Source organism: Haloarcula taiwanensis, assembly GCA_002844335.1.
In the GTDB taxonomy this organism is placed as follows: domain Archaea; phylum Halobacteriota; class Halobacteria; order Halobacteriales; family Haloarculaceae; genus Haloarcula; species Haloarcula taiwanensis.
Map to the genome: position 1 here is coordinate 291,703 of CP019155.1, position 18,614 is coordinate 310,316.

Consider the following 18,614-nt stretch of genomic DNA (forward strand, 5'->3'; position numbering starts at 1 on the left):
ATGAACTCACCCACCGACGTAGTGCCAGACGTGCTCGTGGTCGGCAGCCAGGTCAACCTGTGGGAGGTCCTCTAGAGCGGGTCCGATTGCGTCCCACCACTCGTCAGCGGTTTTGTAGCCCGCCGGATGTTCCTGAAACACCTCGGTAATGAGTTTTCCGGCATCGGTATCAGGGTTTTCACGAAGATAATCGTACGCGGCCCGCAACGCCGTACGTCGGTCGTCCAGTGTATCCCCCGTCCCCGGTAGGTCCGCATCGGCGATACTGTGCTCGACTGGTGGCTCGCGGTCCCGTTGTGGTTCCGTGCCTGGGCCGACGAGCTGGGAGAACGGGATCCACCAGACCCGACTCCGTGCGCCGACTTTTCGCGTTTCCAGCTCCCCTCGCTCCACGAGTATGTCGAGCTTGTTGTGTGCCGTCTTCCGGGAACAGCCGAGCGCGTCCATCACATCGGTTGCCGTCAACGGCTTCGCTTGGTCCGTCCGGTCTTGAAACACCGAGAGCACTCGCTCCGGTGTGAACTCTGCCGTGGACGGTGGCGACCCGTCAGCCTGACCATCGTCCGCGGTATTGCTCATACGTAGCCATTACAGTCGTATGTAATAGACTTTTCTGCACGAATCTCCGTTTCGGGAGCGAACGCTTACCCGGCGTCAGACGCTCGATAGGTCTCAATCACACACGAAGGTATGAACGGACCCCTCTCAGTAGACTCAGCAACAATGCGGTGCCGAGACTCCGCTCTATCGGTTCACTGCCGCAGCCATCGCGCTTCGTTCGGTCTAATTTTCACTCAGCAGGCTCCGGCGGAGGCACCGACTGCTCGGTTTCTACGACCGCACGCTCCGGAAGCTCGGGGTTGGGTCTCCGACCGACTGTCAGCAGCCGCTCGGTGAGTGTCAACTCCTCCGGGCTGGGACTCGGTTTCTGAACCTCCTCGTAATCGACGACCACCTGCCTGCCTTCGGCGGTGATGCGCACCGCACAGAGCTGGTAGGAGGGGTAAAACACCGGGGGCAGAAGCCCGATAATGCCGTCCCGACGGTGAAGGCGTTTGAGCCAGGTCCCGGTGTTGACGACCAAGCCGCCGTCGACCGACTGTACGCTCGGCCGGTGTGTGTGGCCGTAGCAGAAGACAACAACGTCTTCCTTTTCTTCGAACACTTCCTGGGCGGCTTCCCTGTATGGCGTCTGGGTGTCGACTGTCAGGTCAGTTTCGAAGACCCCGAAGCGGTTGATTGTCTTCTTGATGTCCCGGCGCAGCAGATACAACGGGATGCCAACGAGCAGCAGAAGGCCGGCGAGCGACGCATTCACGACAAGCAGCACCCAGATGGCGGTGCCGACCGTACCGAACTGGCCCAGAAACGATGTCGTCGTTTCGACCGGCGCGGACCAGACGCCGAGGAGATTCAGCGCTGCCAGAATCGCCAGGAGTGCGCTGATATTGAACAGCAAGAGGAACGGTACCAGCGCATACCGAAGCAAGGGGTTCATCTCGCGATAGAAGTACTTCGAGAGCATCCACACCGGAACCCGCTCCGTCGGCGTCACAGCCTGGACATCCTTGAGCCAGTTGTACCGGCCCCGGTCTGAGAGCTGACCGGCCCGGCTCGTGACAAGTGTGTTGTAGTAGTAGCCAAGCGGCGTCACGTTGGTGTCGCCCCAGTCCTCGATACGGTTGTTTGGGTCCTGCTGATTACCGTGTTCGAGGTGGATGGCCTTGTCACCAACCGGCCGGGTAACCGACTTCGACTGGACGAGAGTGACGTTGTACGCCGCGAACCGCTCCACGTACTCGTCGTAGGCTGCGAGTTCGTGGTCGTGATTCCCCGGAATCAGGGTTATTTCGATGTTCTCGCCGGTCTTTCGCAACTGCTCGAACAGGGTCGGATAGGTCTCTTCGAGGGCGTCGAACTTCTCCAGTCCCGACATACCGGTAAACTCCCATAGCCCGAACGCGTCTCCGTTAATGAGCAACTCGGCGTCCTCGTCGGTGGTTTCTAACCGGGTCAGAAAATCGAGCAGTTCGTCGAGAAATTCCACTTCCTCTAGCTGCTCGTCGCCGCCGATGTGAAGGTCGCTGATGACGTAATAGACGCGGTCGTCGGCGGTGCCGTCCATTGAATACGGGTTCTTGACCCACGGACAAAGGCGTTGCTCTCCGGTAAATCACGACGGGAAGCGGGATCGTAACTATGACCGTACGCCAGAGCCCCGCTCCAGCCGGTACTGGACCTGCCTGATTACAGTTCAAGCACGGCTCGGAACCGCGCTTCGTTGTCGATCATCCGCCCGTACGCTTCACTAACATCCTCGAGCGGGTAGGTCTCTATCTCCGGCGCGATGTCGCGGAGCGAACTGAACTCCAGCGTGTCCTGTGAGTCCCGTGCGTGTCCGGAGGCCCAGCCCTCGACAGCGCCCCGACTCTGGACGAGTTGCTGTGCGCTCACTTCAACTGGCTCGCCGGGAACACCGACGACGACGACAGAGCCATCGACACCGACTCCGCTGACGATTGAACTGATCGCGTCACTCGATGGTGCCGTCGCCAGCACCACGTCGGCCCCGCCCAGCTCTTGCAGTCGCTGGCCGGCATCCGTCTCCGCCGCGTCGATGAAGTGGTCGGCTCCCAGCTCTTTCGCTAGCGATTCCTTCTCCGGCGTCCGGGAGATGGCGGCCGTCTCGAAGCCGGCTGCGTGTGCATACTGGATGCCGAGGTGACCGAGGCCGCCGACACCCTGCACGGCGACGAGGTCACCGACGTTCGCATCACTGTTTCGGAGCGCGTTGAACGTTGTCACGCCCGCACAGAGCAGTGGTGCCGCGGCCGCCGCATCAAGTGATTCCGGAATCTTCGCGAGCGCCTCCGATGGTGCGGTCATGTACTCCGCGTACCCACCGTCGTAGCTTAGCCCGGTAATGTCGCCGTTTTCACACTGGAGGAAGTTCCCCCGGCGACACTGATCACACGTCGAACAGTGGCCGCCGTGCCAGCCGACGCCGACCCTGTCGCCCACGTCCCAGGCGTCGACAGCGTCGCCGACGGCGTCGATGCGACCCGCCACCTCGTGGCCGGGAACCCGCGGATAGGAGACGCCCGGATAGGTCCCTTCTTTCGCGTACACGTCGCTGTGACAGATGCCACAGGCGTCCACTGCGACTCGTACCTCGCCGTCGTCCGGGTCGGGGATGTCCCGCTCGACGACCTCGAAGTCTGCCCCTGGCTCAGGCACAACCGCCGCTTGCATCGTGTCGGACATAGCGTTACTTTCGGCTCGATGCTGATAAACGGCCAGTTAGCAGCTATCTCTCTGTCGACATTCGCTAACACAATCAGACCGCGAGACCTCCGAGACAGTGTCGGTGATTCGAAGAAGACGGTCGACCCGTCAGCGCTCAAGACCGGAGCCGCTGGATGCGCTTCTCCGTCGGCGGGTGGGTCGAGAACAGCCGCTCGAACAGCCCCTTGTCGGCGTTGAAGATACAGAGGGCGTTCATGCTGTCCTCGACTGTCGATTCGCGTCCTTCGGCACCGCGAGAAATCTTTTCGAGCGCCCGGGCCAGCGGCTCGCCGGTGCCGATAGCGCGGCGAGCGTCCGCGTCGGCGACGTACTCGCGGTAGCGGGAGATGGCAAGCACGAACACCATGACCAGCCCGTTCGCCAGCGAGGAGGCGACCATCGCCAGGAGCCAGGAGCCGATGTTGCGCTCGCCGCCGAACAGCACCGCGAAGTAGGCGACGTAGCCGACGAGCATCCCGATGGACTGGCCCACGACCATCGTGATGACGTCCCGGTTCTTGATGTGGGCCAGTTCGTGTGCGATGACACCTTCCAGTTCATCATCGTCGAGGAGCTGCAGCAGCTCGCTCGACACGACGACGACGCCTGCACCCTTCCGCCCAACCGCAAAGGCGTTGGGGACGCCCATGTCCATCACCATCAGCCGTGGCTCCTCGACATTCATGTCTCTGCAGAGCCGGCGAACCATCTGGTGAACGTAGCCGAACCGCTGGTCGTCCGGCATATCCTCCGCACCACGGAGCGCCAGCCACTTCCCGAGCTTGTACTGGATCGCTGGCACGACGAGGATGCCGACGAGAAGCACCGGGACGAGCGGCAGGCCCAACAGCACCGACAGCGCCGTGCCGGCGAACACGTAGAACGCGAACAGAATCGCACCGACCACCAGCATCCGCACCTGTAGTCCGAAGTCTGTCATACAGGGTCAAATCTGCCCGGCCGTATAAACAGTCTGGCTGATGATGCCGGGGCCTCGTTTCCGCTTTCTACGCGGGGTAGCAACACCTATACAGCTGGGTACGGAACCGCTCCGACGTGTCCCTCCAGCGCTACGTCGGACGGTTCCGGCCCTACTCTCTCCCCATCTGTCTGTTCGCTCTGGTTGCGGGTACCGTAACTCTCGTCCCGCCGCTGGTGCTCGGGGAAGCGACCGCCCGCACGTACGCGCTGACCGTAGCAGTACTCATCGTCGCCGTCTCGTCGGTCCTCCCGTACGCCGTCGCCGTTGCCGTCCTGACCGTTCCGTTCCCCTACGCCGGACTGGGGAGCTACGCGGCTCCGGCCGCCGGCGAGCCGTTCTCGCCAACCGCGGCGCTCCGCCACGCCGTCGCCGGCGTCTCGTACGTCGTCGCAGCCACCGCCGTCGGCGCTGTCGCCGTCGGCATCGACTTCGCGGTTTCGAGCGGCTCGAACCCACTACAGGCGGTACAGTTTCCGGGGCTCGGGGTTCCGCCGTTCCTGACGCTCGGCGGCGCGGCCGTCGCCGCCGTCTACGTCGTCGTTCAGCTGTGGCGATACGACAGCCCGCTCGCCGAGATAGGGCTGAACGCGGTCCTCGGGACGGTGGTCCTCGGCGTTCTCCTCGCTGCGTCGCCCGTCGCCGCGCTCTGGCTGTTCGGGACCTATGGGTTCTGAATGCCCGCGCCCCCGTTACACAGGCGGTTTTCCACGCCGTCTTCAAAACGTCTTAAAGTCGCAAGCACCGGATATCGGATATGACGAAACAACAGTCCCCGACAGGCGGCCCGCGAGCGAGCGGCATGCCGATGCTCGGTCTCGGCACCTGGCAGAACGACGACGCAGAACAGTGTGCTGAGAGCGTTCGGACGGCTCTGGAAGCCGGCTACCGACATATCGACACTGCACAGGTCTACGACAACGAAAGCGCCGTTGGTGACGGAATTGCCGCGGCTGACGTCGAGCGTGACGATATTTTTCTGGCGACGAAAGTATGGATCTCGAATCTCACACACGACGACGTGATAGAAACGACCGAGGAGAGCCTCGACAAACTCGGTGTCGATTCTGTTGACCTGCTGTACGTCCACTGGCCGGCACGCGAGTACGAACCTGAGGACACACTCCCGGCGTTCGATGAACTCGTCGACCGCGGCCTCATCGACAACGTCGGCGTCTCGAACTTCGAACCGAACCACGTCGAAACGGCGATGGACGTCCTCGACGCGCCGGTGTTCGCAAATCAGGTCGAGGTCCATCCGTTCCTCCAGCAGTCGGAGCTGCGCGAGCACGCGGCCGAACAGGACTACGAACTGGTCGCGTACTCCCCGCTGGCACGCGGTGAGGTGTTCGGCCACGATGTCATCGAAGCCATCGCCGACGACCACGACGCCAGCGAGGCGCAGGTCAGCCTCGCCTGGCTCCGCGAGAAGGGCGTGACGGCGATTCCGAAGGCCACGAGCGAAGCTCACATCACCGACAACCTGACGAGCCTCGACCTGTCGCTGACGGACGCCGAAATCGACCGTATCGACAGTATCGATACTGTCGACCGACGCGTTGACCCGGACTTCGCGCCTGCCGCGTGGGACTGAGTCGACGCCGGCGTTTCCTGGTCGGGAAGTCCAAATCGGCTGTCGGTCCGTGACACCACGTCTCCCACAGCCCTCTTCACATTTCGACCCATTGAACAGGTAATGAGATATTTTCGTTTTAATGGGTGGTCCAACTGACCTGGCCTATGCTGCGGTCCGCGGTCACTGAGCGCCCCTCAATCCCGGCCCGCTATCGTGACAGTGCGCTGTTTGTCCTGCTTGCGGTACTGTTTGGCGGTTCGTTCGTCGCGATAAAAACCGGACTCCGTGAGCTGCCACCGGTGCTGTTTGCCGGCCTCCGGTTTGACCTGGCAGCGGTGACGCTGCTTGGCTACATCGTCGCTACCCGGCCCCGGTCGACGTGGTTACCGCAGACTCGCGGCGACTTCGTGGGAATCGGGATGGCGGCGCTGTTCCTCATCGCGCTCAACAACGGATTGTTGTTCCTCGGTCAAGGCACGACGACGCCCGCGGCGGCGTCTGTTATGTACGGCCTGAACCCGATACTTGCCCCCGTGTTCGCCTGGTGGCTGCTGGGCGACCGCCTGTCGTGGCTCGGTGCGGTCGGTATCGGAATCGCGCTGAGCGGCGTCATCATCATCGTGCAGCCGTCGCCGTCGACGTTCACTGATGCGAGCGCTATCGGGCAACTTCTGGTCCTCGGTGCGGCCGCGGCCGTTGCTCTGGGCAGCGTCCTCCTCCAGCGTGTCAGCCCGCAGATGGACAGTACACCGCTGACGGCGTGGGCGATGGCCGTCGGTGCGGTACTCCTCCACATTGCGAGCCTGCTGGTCGGGGAGCCGCCCACAGCCGTGATCGGCATCGGGCCTGCAACGATTGCGAGCATCGTCGCTGTGGGCATCCCGTCGACAGCGGTCGCGTACGCCATCTACTTCGGCCTCATCAAACGCATCGGCCCGGTTCGCGCGAATCTGGTCGCGTATGTCGTCCCGATCTTCGCCGCGCTCATGGGATGGGTACTACTTGGCTCGTCGGTGTCGCTGTGGACGTTCGTGGGCTTCCTCGTCGTCGTTGCGGGCTTTGCTCTCATCGAGCGTGTGACGATTCGGATGGAACTGCGCAGGCTCTATCGTCGGTTCGAGGACACCGCCCCAAAGCAGACGCCGCCGTGTGACGACTGAGCAAGTCGACAGGTGACACAGGCCCGGCCAATCATGTACGGGCAGCCCCTAGCTATGACATGGACCCTTCTGATGTGCAGACCGTGTTTGTCGCCGGAGCCAGCGGCGGAACCGGGCGAGCGACGCTCCGATTGCTCAGTTCGCGCGTGCCGACGGTCCGGGCACTGACCAGCACACCGGCAAAAACAGACGACCTGCAGGCGGCCGGCGCTGACGAGGTTGTCGTCGACGATTTGCTGAACCCGACTGCGCTGACCGATGCGCTCTCTGACGTTGATGTCGTCCTGAGCGCGGTCGGCTCGAACATCACGGACGTCTGGTCCCGGGACGAGTACGTCGACGGCGCGGGGACGATCAATCTGCTCGATGCGGCTGTCGACGCCGGCGTCGAGGCGTTCGTCATGGAATCCGCTATCGGCGTCGGTGACGAGCCAGCCAGTCCGCTCGCAGCGGCGTTTGATGTCGTCATTCAGCCGATTCAACGAGCCAAAGCAGAAGCCGAGGCCGCGATCCGCGAGGCCCCGGTTCGGCACACGGTCCTCCGACCGGGCCTGCTCACGAACGGGCCGCGAACTGACACCGTCTCCGTCGCCGAGCCCGGAGCGAAGCTCTGGGGCAGCGTCTCGCGGGCCGACGTGGCCCGACTGATGATTGCTGCGCCCGTTACGTCGGCGGCCGCCGACCGCACGCTGGAAGTCGTTGCGAAGCCGTCGTTCCCGAAGCGCGCGGAAAATATCGACTGGCAGCTCCCACGAAACGAACGGGGCGGAACAGTGACGGTTGATACCCCTGACGACGGGCCGTAGTGGGCAACCCACCCGTGTGCAAATACGGCTCCAGCGTGAAAGGACCCTGATGACTGCTGTGGACCACGCGAACGCCGGCTATCGCCGACTGTACGAGCAGGATGGACTCTCGTTCGGTCTCGGATTCCCGCTCACAGGCGAACAGGAGTCGACGCCGGATATCGACGCGGAACTCCGGCTCGCAAGCCACGCCGAAGCGGTTGGTTTCGACGCGCTCTGGGCACGAGATGTGCCGACGTACTGGCCGCGATTTGGGGACGCAGGCGGGGCCTTCGACCCATGGTCGCTGCTGTCTCACATCGGTGCTCACACTGAGTCGGTGGCGCTCGGTACCGCGAGTATCGTGCTCCCGCTTCGCCATCCCATCCACGTGGCGAAGTCGGCCGCATCTGTCGACCGGCTCTCCGACGGCCGTCTCGTGCTTGGTGTTGCCTCGGGCGACCGCGACCCGGAGTATCCGGCGTTCGGTGTCGACCCCGACAACCGGGGGCATCTCGTCCGCGAAAGCGTTGCCGCGCTTCGTGCCCTCTGGCGTGAGGAATACCCCACGCTCGACGGCTCCTGGGGCCACATCGACGGCGAACTGGATGTCCTCCCGAAGCCGACGACGGACACGCTCCCGGTCTTTCCGACCGGGAACGCCAGACAGTCCACGGAGTGGATTGCCGAGAACGGCGACGGCTGGATATTCTATCACCTCCCAGAGTCGACCCTGGAGTCGTATCTCGACACGTGGCGAAGTCACGCACCCGAGAAGCCGTTCACGATTGCCGTTCAGGTTGCGTTCGCTGCTGACCCGACGGCCGAACCCGAACCGCTCCATCTGGGATACCGGGCCGGCGTCGAATGGTTCCGGGAGTACTTCAGGCGGCTCAATGACTATGGCCTTGACCACGTTATCGTTGGCCTTCGAGCGGCGGAGCCACAGGCGGCGATAACGACGTTCGCCAGCGAAATCATCGATGAGTTGTGACGCATGCCGTCGATGCCGTTTCTGTGGACCCCGCGGCGGGTGACGCTGCCGTCGTTCCCACCGACTGCCGCATTCTGGTGGGGCGTCCATAGCACCACCCTCTGATCTGGCTTATGGGTCGAATTCGTTCTGCCTGAGCCCTCTCCGAACCGGTTCGTGCTCGGCGTCGCTCGGCGGCGGCGCGGTCACCAGCAACGCTTCCAGCCGACTGTCCACGTCCGCTTTGACGCCGCGGTCGGTATCAGCCTCGACGACTACCACGTCGCCCGGTTCGACTGTCCGATTCGTGTCCCCGTCACGAACGACACCGGTCCCGGACTGGACGTGTATCACTACGTCGCTCCCGGGCGCGTGGACCGGGATGAACTGTCCGGGTTCGAAGTAGCCACAGACGACTTTCAGTCGGTCACTGCGGAACACCTCGACGGCCGAAAACTGGTCGTCGTCGTAGTCCCGGACGGCGTCGAAGTCAGTCGCCGTCATCGCTCACTCTCCGTGCGTGGAGTTATGACTGACTGTGGACGCCTCGGTACACTGGTTCGATACAGTTCGTGCCGACTGGGGGGCCTCGCTTCCCTTCGCTGTGAGTCCATACGAGTGGGGTCGACCGCACCACGGAAAGTGTCGGTCCCGAACGGCTTCGTCCGCCCTGCGTCCGTGTCCTGTCGGCGGCGGTCGCTTCCCAACTCACTCCGCGATGTCTGGATACGACTGTCGACTGCCCTGTGTCTTTCTGGCGACCAGTTGCGCGGTGGCGGCAGTCGTTCCGTCCGTCGTCGTGGTCCGCTCGTCGTAGTGTAACACAGTCAATCCGAGTCCGGCCCTTAGTAGTTCGTTGGAAGCAAACCGGTATCGGTCCCCAGAGGGGCCGCCGTCCACGTCGTCGGTCGTCCGGAGGTGGTGCTGGATGAACAGACAGCCGCCGTCGGCCAGCCCCTCGATGATATCGGGGAGGCGGTCGACGGGGCGATAGAAGCTGACCGTGATGAGGTCGTACGTCGACGCCGGGTATGCGAACGACTCGAGGTCTGCCTGTATCCACTCGATATTGTCTTCGACGCCCGCGGCGTGTGCGTTTTCGCGGGCAATCTGTAGCCCCGCACGCGACTGGTCGACCCCATCGACGCGGTACCCGGCTGCTGCGACCGGCACCGCGTTCCGCCCAGTCCCGGTCGCGATGTCAAGTGCCCGACCCGGTGGAAAGGTCGGCAAGTATCGTTCTAACACCGGATGCGGGTCCGGGCGCTGCGGGTACGTGCCCGTTCGGTATCGCTCGTCCCAGGTCGGCATAGCTCTGCTACTTGTGGCCGAGACATGAAGCCTACGGGCTGTGGCACAGGCTCCGCCGAGACCCGCTTTCGAGCGCGTTACTCCCGACGGAGTTATCGGTACACCTGTGACTCAGCCGCAGGCGACCAGCTACGGCAGGGCAAACAGATGTGACCAGACGCGGCTACTCGTCGGTCGACGACGTCTCTTCACTCTGATCGGTGGTGGTAGTACCCACGAGTACTGGTTGCTGCAGGGCGACTTCTGTGGGCATACCGCGCCGGACGCACGCCGTCGGCCACGCTGGGTTCGTGACGCTGGGCCGCTCCCCGACGGCTAGCAAGACGTGACCGTCTCTGCTCTCGTTGCTGACTACGACTCATACTTCGACCCGGGCGAGGGCTGTCTGGCGTCTATCGTTGCCGAAATCGAGCGACGCGGCTCTGTTTTGCCTGCCGCTGGTAGAACTAAGTACGGCGGAAGCGTTGTGTGCTCTATGCGAATCCCAGTCCGATCAACGGTTTTGACACGCTGGAGCGGGCTATGACTCTCTTCACAGCTGTTGTCGTCTTCGTGGTGGGGCTGCTCTCAGGCATCGTCGTCCGGTTGATCGCCGGCCTCGCCGCGGCGTTCGCGCTCGTTCTGGTACTGTTGGGGGCGACCACGCCGGATATCGGGCTGGTAAACTTCGTGCTCGAACAGTACTATCAGGGTAACGAACTGCTGTTTCTAGCCGGGTTACTGTTCGGACTGGACGTCGAAAACACAAAAGATGCTGTTGAGGGGTAATCGGTCAGTTTCTCAGCAGGTAGCGGGCATATATTCGCTCTCGTACAGCTATATAGACAACATATAAAGTACCTATACCAGATTCACCGACGTACCACCAACGGCTCCATATAGATGGTCGCATCACCGACGTTTCACCCGGATCTCGACGCATCACACCAGCGAATCAACAGCGATGAATGGGAGGAAATCTACGTTGTCGGCGACATCCACGGCTGCCGCCCGGCGCTCGAACGACTCCTGAACCGGCTGGACCCCACTACGGACGAACTCGTCGTCTTTGTCGGTGACCTCGTTCGAAAAGGTCCGGACAGCGCCGGTGTCATCGATATCGTCCGGCAAACGCCGAACTTCCGTACGGTTCGAGGAAACAACGAACAGAAACTCATCGACGGCCGCAAATCGATACCGTCGCTGACTGACGACGACCTCTCGTGGATCGCCTCGCTCCCGGCGGCGATATCGTGGGACGATTCGCTGGTGGTCCACGGCGGCGTCGACCATCGCAAGCCCATCGCGGAACACGAACTGACCGAACTGCTGAACATGCGGTCTCTTGTCCCCGACGGGAGCTACGACCGCCCGTACTGGTTCGAAACGCGCCGTGACCGTCCTCGCATATTTTTCGGTCACACGGTGCTTTCCGAGCCGTTCGAGACACCCAACGCGGTCGGTCTGGACACCGGGTGCGTGTACGGCGGGCAACTGACGGCGTACCAGTGTTCCACAGGCGACTTCATAACTGTCGAACCGGAGACAACTCACGAAGACCGCTCGGCCGACAGTATTGTCGATCCGGAACGCGCCCCACCCACGTCTGTGTAATCCATGGACCCAGATTCAGGACTGAATGTTCCTGCCTACGAGCCGGCGGATGTCGATCTGACCGACTCGTCGTTGTATCTCAACCGTGAACTGAGTGCGCTCGCCTTCCAGCGGCGCGTGCTTCACGAGGCACTGGACGAACGGAATCCGCTGCTGGAACGGGTCAGATTCCTCGCTATCGTCACCCGAAACCTCGACGAATTCACGATGAAGCGTATCGGCGGCCTCAAACAACAGACAGAGGCCGACGTTACCGAGACAGCGCCGGACGGGCGGACGCCACGGGAGCAATGGGAGGAAGTCCACGAGACGCTCCGACCGATGCTTGCGACGCAGGCCCGTTGCTACCGTGATGCGATTCGCCCCGCGCTTGCCGCGGAAGGCATCGAAATTCTGGATTACGATAACGCGACTGCCGCGGAGCAGTCGGAGCTGCGCACCTACTTCGAGGAGTCTGTGCTACCGACACTGACCCCGCTTTCGTTCGACCCGGCGCACCCGTTCCCGTTTATCTCAAACCGGTCGCTGTCACTCGCTGTTCTCACCAGACAGCCAAACGCCGAGGACCCGACGTTCACCCGGATCAAGATTCCGCCGAACAGACCCCGTCTGGTCCAGATTGGGGACGAAACGCGGTACGTCCCACTCGAAGAGGTCATCCGCGCGAACCTCGATTTGCTGTTACCAAACGTCGAAATCGTCGACACGGCTCTGTTCCGATTGACTCGCAACGCGGAGGTCCGCCGAAATCAGGAAATCGCTGAGGACCTCATTGATATGGTCGAGGATGTCATCGAACAGCGGCGTTTCGCGTCGGTCGTCAGAATGGAGATCTCCGAAGACGCGGACTCCCGGATTCGCTCGACGCTCGCCACACAACTCGGTCTCGACGAACGCGAAATATACGACCTCCCGGGACCGCTGGACTACCGAGATTTCGCTGAGCTGACCGATCTCGACCGGCCGGACCTCTCGCTTGACGAGTGGACGCCACAGCCCCATCCCCGACTTGACAGCCACCGACAGCAACCGAGCACTGCGTCCGAGTCGACTGGTGCGAGCGTGTTCAGCCGTATTCGCGACGGGGATATCCTGCTGCATCATCCGTACCACGACTTTACCGACACCGTCCAGCGATTCCTCTCGGAAGCGGCAGAGGACCCCGATGTTCTGGCAGTGAAAGCGGCTATCTACCGGACGGCAAGCGACTCACAGATAATCCAGTCGCTGATAACGGCCGCCGAAAACGGGAAACAGGTCGCGGTGATGGTCGAATTGAAGGCCCGCTTCGACGAACAGAACAACCTCGAATGGGTGCGGAAACTTGAGGAAAACGGTATCCACGTCGCCTACGGGACGGTTGGTCTGAAAACACACACGAAGACTGCGCTCGTGGTTCGCGAGGAAGATGACGGCGTCCAGCTGTACTCTCACATCGGGACCGGGAACTACCACTCAGAAACCGCGAAGGGCTACGTCGACCTCGGGCTGTTGACTGCTGACCGGGATATCGGCCGCGACCTGACCAAAGTGTTCAATTTCTTCACTGGCCCGTCGCTGGACGAGGAGTTTCGAGAACTCCTCATCGCGCCGGTAACGATGCGCCGGGAGTTCACCCGGTGTATCCGCCGGGAGGCCCAGCACGCGCAGGCTGGTCGCCCTGCTCGTATTGTCGCAAAGGTCAACGGCCTCGAAGACCCTGCCATCGTTGCCGAACTGTACCGCGCATCGATGGCCGGCGTCGACATCGACCTCATCGTCCGCGACATCTGTCGCCTCCGACCCGGACTGGAGGGCATTAGCGAAAACGTCTCTGTCTACTCGCTCGTGGGCCGCTTTCTGGAACATTCCCGTATCTTCTATTTCGAGAACGGCGCACGGGCCGAGCCAGGCCCGGAAGACGACTGGGGCGAGCCGGAATACTACATCGGCAGTGCCGACTGGATGACTCGCAATCTCGATTACCGTGTCGAAGCCGTCACACCTGTCGCGAATCCCGAAATCCAGCGACAGCTCCGCTTCAATCTCGAACTCGTTCTCGCGGATAACCGCAAGCTGTGGGAGATGGATAGCGACGGCGAGTACCACCAGCGCTATCCGGCTGACGGCGAGCGCGTGATAAGCGCACAGGACATCCTGATGCGCGAAGCGCTGAAGGCCGGTCGCTCAGAGGACCACGCTGCCGGGATGCCCGGTGACTACCCACTGTCCAGCGACCTCTGTATCGCAGGCGACAGCACTCGACAGACGGCGGCGGAAACGCCGTCTGAATCTGAAGTCGAAACCGAGGGTCAGTACGCGGCCACCAGTGACGAGACACCCGGCCGCGAACCGTCTGAAGTCACAGATGGTGGGGAGACCGACCAGATACTCTCGAAGTACGGCGACCGGTGGTACGTCCCGGACAGCGTCGTGTACGACTACGCTGTCCGGACGCCCGATGGCGAGCGGCGCTATCTCAAAACCAAAGCTGGCGTTACTGACCTCCTCAAACGTCTGTATAGCGATACGGAATAGCTATTCGGATATACCGCTATTCGGCTCCGCCCCTCTCGAGTGTTGTCTGCCCACATCTATGTGGTACCTCTTCGCACAAAATGCGTTTTAATCTTTCAGGAAGCCTATGCGTATGGCCTATCCAGTGGTTCGGTGTAGTTATGGATCTACAGGAATTCGTCCGCTCCAACGCCCCTGCAGACGGCGGCGATGGGTTCCAGAAAGAGAACAACAGGCTGCTCGATATCCCGCTTGACGGCACAGTGATGGTCAAAGCCGGATCGATGGTCGCGTACACCGGTGAGGTCACGTTCACCGGCAAGTCCTCGGCGGAGGGCGGTATCACGGGCTTTGTCAAGGAGGCCGTGAGCGGTGAAGGGACGCCGGTCATGGAAGCCGAGGGGAGCGGGCACCTCTACGTAGCCGAGAACGGCAAGAAGGTACAGGTGCTGACCCTCGATGACGGAGAATCGATATCGGTCAACGGCACTGACGTGCTCGCGTTCGAATCAACTGTCGACTACGAAATCAACACTGTCGGCAGTCTCTCTGGCATGGCTGCCGGCGGCCTGACGAACGTCTACCTCACCGGGCCCGGCGAGGTCGCGCTGACGACACACGGCGACCCGCTGGTGATGACACCGCCGGTGTTCACCGACCCTGACGCGACCGTCGCGTGGAGTTCGAACCTCTCGCCGTCTATCGAGATGAACAAGACGTTCGAAATCGGACAGACCTCCGGGGAATCGATACAGATGGAGTTCACCGGCGACGACGGGTTCGTCGTTATCCAGCCGAACGAGGAGGGGTCTGTCACACAGAGCCAGAGTTAATCGCCGCCGAGTTACTCCGCCGGAGACACCGAGCGCTTGCGGAGCCGTCCCCGAACAAACGGGCGGACCGGTGTGACACCGAGATTGAGCCGCTCGATTTCGACGACATCGAACGACTGGGCCGCGGCGAGTCGCGACCCCGTCTGCCGGGTGAGATGACAACCGCCAGCGAGTCGTTTCCAGAGCGGTGCGAGGGCCGACTGTATCCGGGCGCGCCATCCGTCGTCGATGACGTGCTCGAAAAACCGCAGTTCGCCGCCGGGCTTGAGTACACGGGTCATTTCGCTCAGCGCGGATTCGGTGTCCGGAATCGTACAGAACACCATTGAGGCGATGACGACGTCGAACGTGCCCTCGTCGTACGGGAGGGCTTCTGCTGGTGCCGACTCGATACGAATCGGCGTGGCCAGCGCGTTTGCCTTCTCCTCTGCCTGCCGCCGCATGTGCGGGTCCGGCTCGGTAGCGTGAAACGCTGTCGAGTCGGTCGCAATCCGATCGAAATACGGAAACATCGTGCCGGTTCCCGCGCCGAGGTCCAGCACTGTGCCATCCATATTCGCCACCAGGTACTCACGATGTGGCCGTAAGAGCGTCCGCTCAACGAGCGCCGTGACAGGGTCGTAGATAGCCGCGAACAGCGGAGATGAGGGGCCTTGGTTGGGATTCGATTCTGCGGGCATAGCAGCAGTAACGCTTGCCCCCCTGAAAGCATTGGTTCACTTGCGCGGTGTCACACGGCCTGTCGTCTCTGACTGTCAGTCTCCGTCCGCTGATATCTCCATGCCTGCCTCGTCAATATCCACCTTGGCTTCGGTGAGGTTGCTGTCTTGCCACGTCCCGCGCCGATACCAGCCGTAGGCGATGAGCGCCCCTGCGACGTTCGAGACAGCGAACGACAGCCAGATGCCGGATTCACCCATCGGGGCCGCGGCGAACCACGCGATCGGGAAGCGGATGACGCCGAGCATCACCACCGATATCGCTGCGGCGGTGAGCGTCCTTCCGGCACCGCGGAAGCTTCCGGTGTAGGCCCGCATAATCCCGATAAACCCGAAGGACAGCGCAACGTAGCGGAGGAACTGCGTCGTGATATCGACGACCTCGGCGTCCGTCGTAAACAGGTCTGCTATCGGTGCGGCAGTGAACCAAACGAGAACGCCAGCCAGGGTGAGCACACCGAACAGCACCGTCGCCGCGAGGCCGGCCGCTTTCGCTGCCCGGTTCGGTTTATCGGCCCCCATGTTCTGCCCGGTCATCGTCTCAACGCCACGAGCAACTGCGATCGCCGGCAGGAAAACGACCGAGAACACGCGCGTTCCGATGCCGTAGGCGGCGACGACCGTGTCCGGGAACATTGCGACGATGACAAGCAGCAGGTTCATCGATAGCGCCCGGCCCGTCCCCTCGATGGACGCGGGCAGACCGATGCGAACGAGGCGGCGGAGATACGAGAGGTCCGGAGCCATATCGCGGAGGTGAATCTGGACGCCGCGGTTCCCTCGAAACATGATCGCCAGCCCCACAACCAGCGCCAGCGCCCGTGAAAAAACGGTCGCAATAGCGGCCCCTTCGATGCCCAGTTCGGGGAACGAAATCGTCCCGACGAGCGGCGCGTTCTCGACGACTGTCCAGCCGAATATCAGAAACGGGTCGATGATGATGTTGAGCACGACCGAACCGAACATGACGAGCATCGGCGTTATCGTGTCCCCATAGCCCCGCATGAGCGCGACGAAGACGAAGAAGCCGAACATGAACAGCAGGCCGAGTGAGATGACCTCCATGTAACTGGTCGCCATGGGGAGAACGTCTGCGGACGCCCCCATCAGACTCAGAAACGTATCGACGCCAAGATAGCCCGCGATGCCGAGAACGAACGAGACGATGACGGCAAACGTGACCGTCTGTGAGGCGGCGTACTCGGCGTCGCGCTCCTCGCCCGCGCCGGTGAACTGCGCGACGAGGACGCTGCCGGCGACGGATATCCCCATCCCAAGCGAGATGAGGAGGAACACCATCGGGAACGCGAAGCTAATCGCCGCCAGCGCGTCCGTGCTGTACTGGCCGAGCCAGAACGTGTCTGCGAGGTTGTACGCGGTCTGGAAGAGATTAGTAATCACAATCGGCATCGAGAGGAAGAACAGCGGCTTCCCGATGCCACCCGACGTGAGATCGAACTCCTCGGGGCCCTTGAATAGGGCACTAACGCGACTTCGAACACCCATCAGCGGGTCGCCTCCACTGGCGTCTCCGCTCGGAAATCGGTCTCAACGCATCGCGTAATTGCCTCGCTGAATTGGTCTATCGAGCGGTCCGTAGCGACGTGTCGAGCATGCGCTCCGGTAATCCCGGTCACGAGGAACTGCGCTGTGACGGCCGGCTCGACCGCGCTATCGAACTCACCGGTTTCGATGCCAGCCGCGATGATTTCACGGAACCGGTCGAAGAGAACGGCATCGAACTTGGCGAGCTGTGTCCGGAAGGCGTCGTTGTACGGGGCCTGTGCCTTTATTTCGAGTATTGCCGTTCTGAACTCCTGACCGGGCGTCTGTCGCTCATCAGTGAGAACTGTATCCAACAGCGAGTCGAGTTCTTCCCGCGGTGTACTCCCGTCCACGTCAAGTATCCTTGCAGTGTACCGCTCGCACAAGAAATCCAGAAACTCCCTACAGAGGTTCTCTCTGCTGTCGTAGTAGTAGTGCACCGTCGCTTTGCTCCGGTCTGCCTCGGCAGCGATGTCTTTGACCGTGAGCGCGGCACACCCGTGCTGGCAGAGGGCGCGGAACGTCGCCCCAAGAATCTCGGTAGCTGTATCGTCATCCATGGCGGCTGTGATTGAGCTTACTAACCGATTAGTCAAAAACGCTGTGATGCCAGAAAATGGAGATATAAACAACTCTCAGGGACAGAAAAGGGACAATCGGATTAACTAGTTAATAATCCATCCGCGCAATAGTATGCGGGTCACAACGGTTATCCAACCTTAGGAGAAACCGGTACACAATGGTTGGACCATCGGACCGGACCTTCTCGGACCAGACCGAGGAGATAATGCAAGCGACCTACCGCGCGCTGCGTGAGCACGGCTACGCTGACCTCACAATAAAACGGATCGCGGACGAGTACGGCAAATCGACGGCTGCAGTGCACTACTACTACGACACGAAAGACGACCTGCTGGCGGCCTTTCTCGATTATCTGCTGGAGCAGTTCGTTGATTCGATTCACGATGTCGAGACGACGGACCCCGAAGCACGACTGGACATCTTGCTTGATGAATTACTGGTCAAACTCCAAGAAAACCCCGACCTCTCGGTCGCACTGCTAGAAATGCGGAGTCAAGCACCGTACAAGGAAGCGTTCAGCGACCGGTTCCGCCAGAACGACGAGTATATTCGGTACCTGCTCAAGGCGGTCATCAACCACGGCATCGACGAGGGTGTATTCAACGATGTCGACGCGGAACACGTTACCCGTTCGCTGCTGACGATCATCGACGGTGCCCGGACCCGCGCGGTGATGCTGGATGACACTGCGGAACTCGAAACGGCCCGACAGACGGCGGGTGAGTACGCTGACGCGATGTTACGGTGACCCGTCGCCTGTCTCACCGATGCCAGTCG

Annotated in this window: 19 protein-coding genes; 10 read left to right on the top strand and 9 right to left on the bottom strand. The window is 61.8% G+C overall.

Annotation, left to right across the window (positions count from 1 at the left end; translation table 11 throughout):
• Window positions 1–6: 6 nt before the first annotated feature.
• From BVU17_16460 to BVU17_16475, 4 genes are all read right to left on the bottom strand, one after another.
• Complete coding sequence (locus tag BVU17_16460; GenBank protein AUG49171.1) at window positions 7–579, bottom strand: hypothetical protein; 573 nt, start codon at window positions 577–579, stop codon at window positions 7–9.
• Window positions 580–790: 211 nt separating this feature from the next.
• A complete protein-coding gene (locus BVU17_16465; GenBank protein AUG49172.1) occupies window positions 791–2,125 on the bottom strand; it encodes a phosphoesterase in 1,335 nt (444 codons plus the stop codon).
• 122 nt (window positions 2,126–2,247) lie between these two features.
• A complete protein-coding gene (locus tag BVU17_16470) occupies window positions 2,248–3,252 on the bottom strand; it encodes an alcohol dehydrogenase (protein ID AUG49367.1) in 1,005 nt (334 codons plus the stop codon).
• Between the two features lie 148 nt (window positions 3,253–3,400).
• A complete protein-coding gene (locus BVU17_16475; GenBank protein ID AUG49173.1) occupies window positions 3,401–4,225 on the bottom strand; it encodes a protease in 825 nt (274 codons plus the stop codon).
• 116 nt (window positions 4,226–4,341) lie between these two features.
• On the opposite strand from BVU17_16475, the gene BVU17_16480 reads away from it, so the two are divergent.
• The 5 genes from BVU17_16480 to BVU17_16500 all read left to right on the top strand — a co-directional run bounded on the left by BVU17_16480 (window position 4,342) and on the right by BVU17_16500 (window position 8,779).
• Complete coding sequence (locus BVU17_16480; GenBank protein ID AUG49174.1) at window positions 4,342–4,941, top strand: hypothetical protein; 600 nt, start codon at window positions 4,342–4,344, stop codon at window positions 4,939–4,941.
• Window positions 4,942–5,066: 125 nt separating this feature from the next.
• Complete coding sequence (locus BVU17_16485) at window positions 5,067–5,858, top strand: aldehyde oxidoreductase (protein ID AUG49368.1); 792 nt, start codon at window positions 5,067–5,069, stop codon at window positions 5,856–5,858.
• A 146-nt stretch (window positions 5,859–6,004) separates the two neighbouring features.
• On the top strand, window positions 6,005–7,000 hold the full coding sequence (locus BVU17_16490; protein AUG49175.1) for an EamA family transporter: 996 nt from the start codon (window positions 6,005–6,007) through the stop codon (window positions 6,998–7,000).
• A 59-nt stretch (window positions 7,001–7,059) separates the two neighbouring features.
• Window positions 7,060–7,806 (top strand): 3-beta hydroxysteroid dehydrogenase, encoded by a 747-nt coding sequence (locus BVU17_16495; GenBank protein ID AUG49176.1) that lies wholly within the window; start codon window positions 7,060–7,062, stop codon window positions 7,804–7,806.
• A gap of 49 nt (window positions 7,807–7,855) precedes the next feature.
• The gene (locus BVU17_16500; protein ID AUG49177.1) at window positions 7,856–8,779 is read left to right on the top strand and encodes an LLM class oxidoreductase; all 924 of its coding nucleotides are present in this window, start codon (window positions 7,856–7,858) and stop codon (window positions 8,777–8,779) included.
• 111 nt (window positions 8,780–8,890) lie between these two features.
• Here BVU17_16500 and BVU17_16505 read toward each other — a convergent pair whose 3' ends face one another.
• Entirely contained in the window at window positions 8,891–9,262 is a 372-nt protein-coding gene (locus BVU17_16505; protein AUG49178.1) for a cupin, read from the bottom strand.
• A gap of 204 nt (window positions 9,263–9,466) precedes the next feature.
• On the bottom strand, window positions 9,467–10,069 hold the full coding sequence (locus BVU17_16510; GenBank protein AUG49179.1) for an SAM-dependent methyltransferase: 603 nt from the start codon (window positions 10,067–10,069) through the stop codon (window positions 9,467–9,469).
• A 522-nt stretch (window positions 10,070–10,591) separates the two neighbouring features.
• Here BVU17_16510 and BVU17_16515 point away from each other — a divergent pair.
• From BVU17_16515 to BVU17_16530, 4 genes are all read left to right on the top strand, one after another.
• The gene (locus tag BVU17_16515) at window positions 10,592–10,837 is read left to right on the top strand and encodes a hypothetical protein (GenBank protein AUG49180.1); all 246 of its coding nucleotides are present in this window, start codon (window positions 10,592–10,594) and stop codon (window positions 10,835–10,837) included.
• 114 nt (window positions 10,838–10,951) lie between these two features.
• Complete coding sequence (locus tag BVU17_16520; protein AUG49181.1) at window positions 10,952–11,662, top strand: serine/threonine protein phosphatase; 711 nt, start codon at window positions 10,952–10,954, stop codon at window positions 11,660–11,662.
• A 3-nt stretch (window positions 11,663–11,665) separates the two neighbouring features.
• Window positions 11,666–14,179: a polyphosphate kinase 1 gene (locus BVU17_16525; GenBank protein ID AUG49182.1), complete on the top strand. Its 2,514-nt coding sequence runs from the start codon at window positions 11,666–11,668 to the stop codon at window positions 14,177–14,179.
• Window positions 14,180–14,319: 140 nt separating this feature from the next.
• Complete coding sequence (locus BVU17_16530) at window positions 14,320–14,991, top strand: hypothetical protein (protein ID AUG49183.1); 672 nt, start codon at window positions 14,320–14,322, stop codon at window positions 14,989–14,991.
• An 11-nt stretch (window positions 14,992–15,002) separates the two neighbouring features.
• On the opposite strand, the gene BVU17_16535 is transcribed toward BVU17_16530, so the two are convergent.
• The 3 genes from BVU17_16535 to BVU17_16545 all read right to left on the bottom strand — a co-directional run bounded on the left by BVU17_16535 (window position 15,003) and on the right by BVU17_16545 (window position 17,815).
• The gene (locus tag BVU17_16535; protein AUG49184.1) at window positions 15,003–15,671 is read right to left on the bottom strand and encodes an SAM-dependent methyltransferase; all 669 of its coding nucleotides are present in this window, start codon (window positions 15,669–15,671) and stop codon (window positions 15,003–15,005) included.
• Between the two features lie 75 nt (window positions 15,672–15,746).
• Window positions 15,747–17,216: an MATE family efflux transporter gene (locus BVU17_16540; GenBank protein ID AUG49185.1), complete on the bottom strand. Its 1,470-nt coding sequence runs from the start codon at window positions 17,214–17,216 to the stop codon at window positions 15,747–15,749.
• The gene (locus BVU17_16545; protein ID AUG49186.1) at window positions 17,216–17,815 is read right to left on the bottom strand and encodes a TetR family transcriptional regulator; all 600 of its coding nucleotides are present in this window, start codon (window positions 17,813–17,815) and stop codon (window positions 17,216–17,218) included. Before BVU17_16545 ends, BVU17_16540 begins: the two co-directional genes overlap by 1 nt.
• A 179-nt stretch (window positions 17,816–17,994) precedes the next feature.
• Between BVU17_16545 and BVU17_16550 the strand changes: the two genes are divergently transcribed.
• Window positions 17,995–18,585: a TetR family transcriptional regulator gene (locus BVU17_16550; GenBank protein ID AUG49187.1), complete on the top strand. Its 591-nt coding sequence runs from the start codon at window positions 17,995–17,997 to the stop codon at window positions 18,583–18,585.
• The last annotated feature ends 29 nt before the right edge of the window (window positions 18,586–18,614 follow it).

Bases quoted from the DNA above. Each gene is read 5' to 3' on its own strand.
- BVU17_16520 (AUG49181.1), top strand. From the start codon at position 10,952: ATGGTCGCATCACCGACGTTTCACCCGGATCTCGACGCATCACACCAG.
- BVU17_16460 (AUG49171.1), bottom strand. From the start codon at position 579: ATGAGCAATACCGCGGACGATGGTCAGGCTGACGGGTCGCCACCGTCC.
- BVU17_16475 (AUG49173.1), bottom strand. From the start codon at position 4,225: ATGACAGACTTCGGACTACAGGTGCGGATGCTGGTGGTCGGTGCGATT.
- BVU17_16530 (AUG49183.1), top strand. From the start codon at position 14,320: ATGGATCTACAGGAATTCGTCCGCTCCAACGCCCCTGCAGACGGCGGC.
- BVU17_16495 (AUG49176.1), top strand. From the start codon at position 7,060: ATGGACCCTTCTGATGTGCAGACCGTGTTTGTCGCCGGAGCCAGCGGC.
- BVU17_16540 (AUG49185.1), bottom strand. From the start codon at position 17,216: ATGGGTGTTCGAAGTCGCGTTAGTGCCCTATTCAAGGGCCCCGAGGAG.
- BVU17_16545 (AUG49186.1), bottom strand. From the start codon at position 17,815: ATGGATGACGATACAGCTACCGAGATTCTTGGGGCGACGTTCCGCGCC.
- BVU17_16525 (AUG49182.1), top strand. From the start codon at position 11,666: ATGGACCCAGATTCAGGACTGAATGTTCCTGCCTACGAGCCGGCGGAT.
- BVU17_16510 (AUG49179.1), bottom strand. From the start codon at position 10,069: ATGCCGACCTGGGACGAGCGATACCGAACGGGCACGTACCCGCAGCGC.
- BVU17_16500 (AUG49177.1), top strand. From the start codon at position 7,856: ATGACTGCTGTGGACCACGCGAACGCCGGCTATCGCCGACTGTACGAG.
- BVU17_16465 (AUG49172.1), bottom strand. From the start codon at position 2,125: ATGGACGGCACCGCCGACGACCGCGTCTATTACGTCATCAGCGACCTT.
- BVU17_16515 (AUG49180.1), top strand. From the start codon at position 10,592: ATGACTCTCTTCACAGCTGTTGTCGTCTTCGTGGTGGGGCTGCTCTCA.
- BVU17_16535 (AUG49184.1), bottom strand. From the start codon at position 15,671: ATGCCCGCAGAATCGAATCCCAACCAAGGCCCCTCATCTCCGCTGTTC.
- BVU17_16470 (AUG49367.1), bottom strand. From the start codon at position 3,252: ATGCAAGCGGCGGTTGTGCCTGAGCCAGGGGCAGACTTCGAGGTCGTC.
- BVU17_16485 (AUG49368.1), top strand. From the start codon at position 5,067: ATGCCGATGCTCGGTCTCGGCACCTGGCAGAACGACGACGCAGAACAG.
- BVU17_16490 (AUG49175.1), top strand. From the start codon at position 6,005: ATGCTGCGGTCCGCGGTCACTGAGCGCCCCTCAATCCCGGCCCGCTAT.
- BVU17_16505 (AUG49178.1), bottom strand. From the start codon at position 9,262: ATGACGGCGACTGACTTCGACGCCGTCCGGGACTACGACGACGACCAG.
- BVU17_16550 (AUG49187.1), top strand. From the start codon at position 17,995: ATGGTTGGACCATCGGACCGGACCTTCTCGGACCAGACCGAGGAGATA.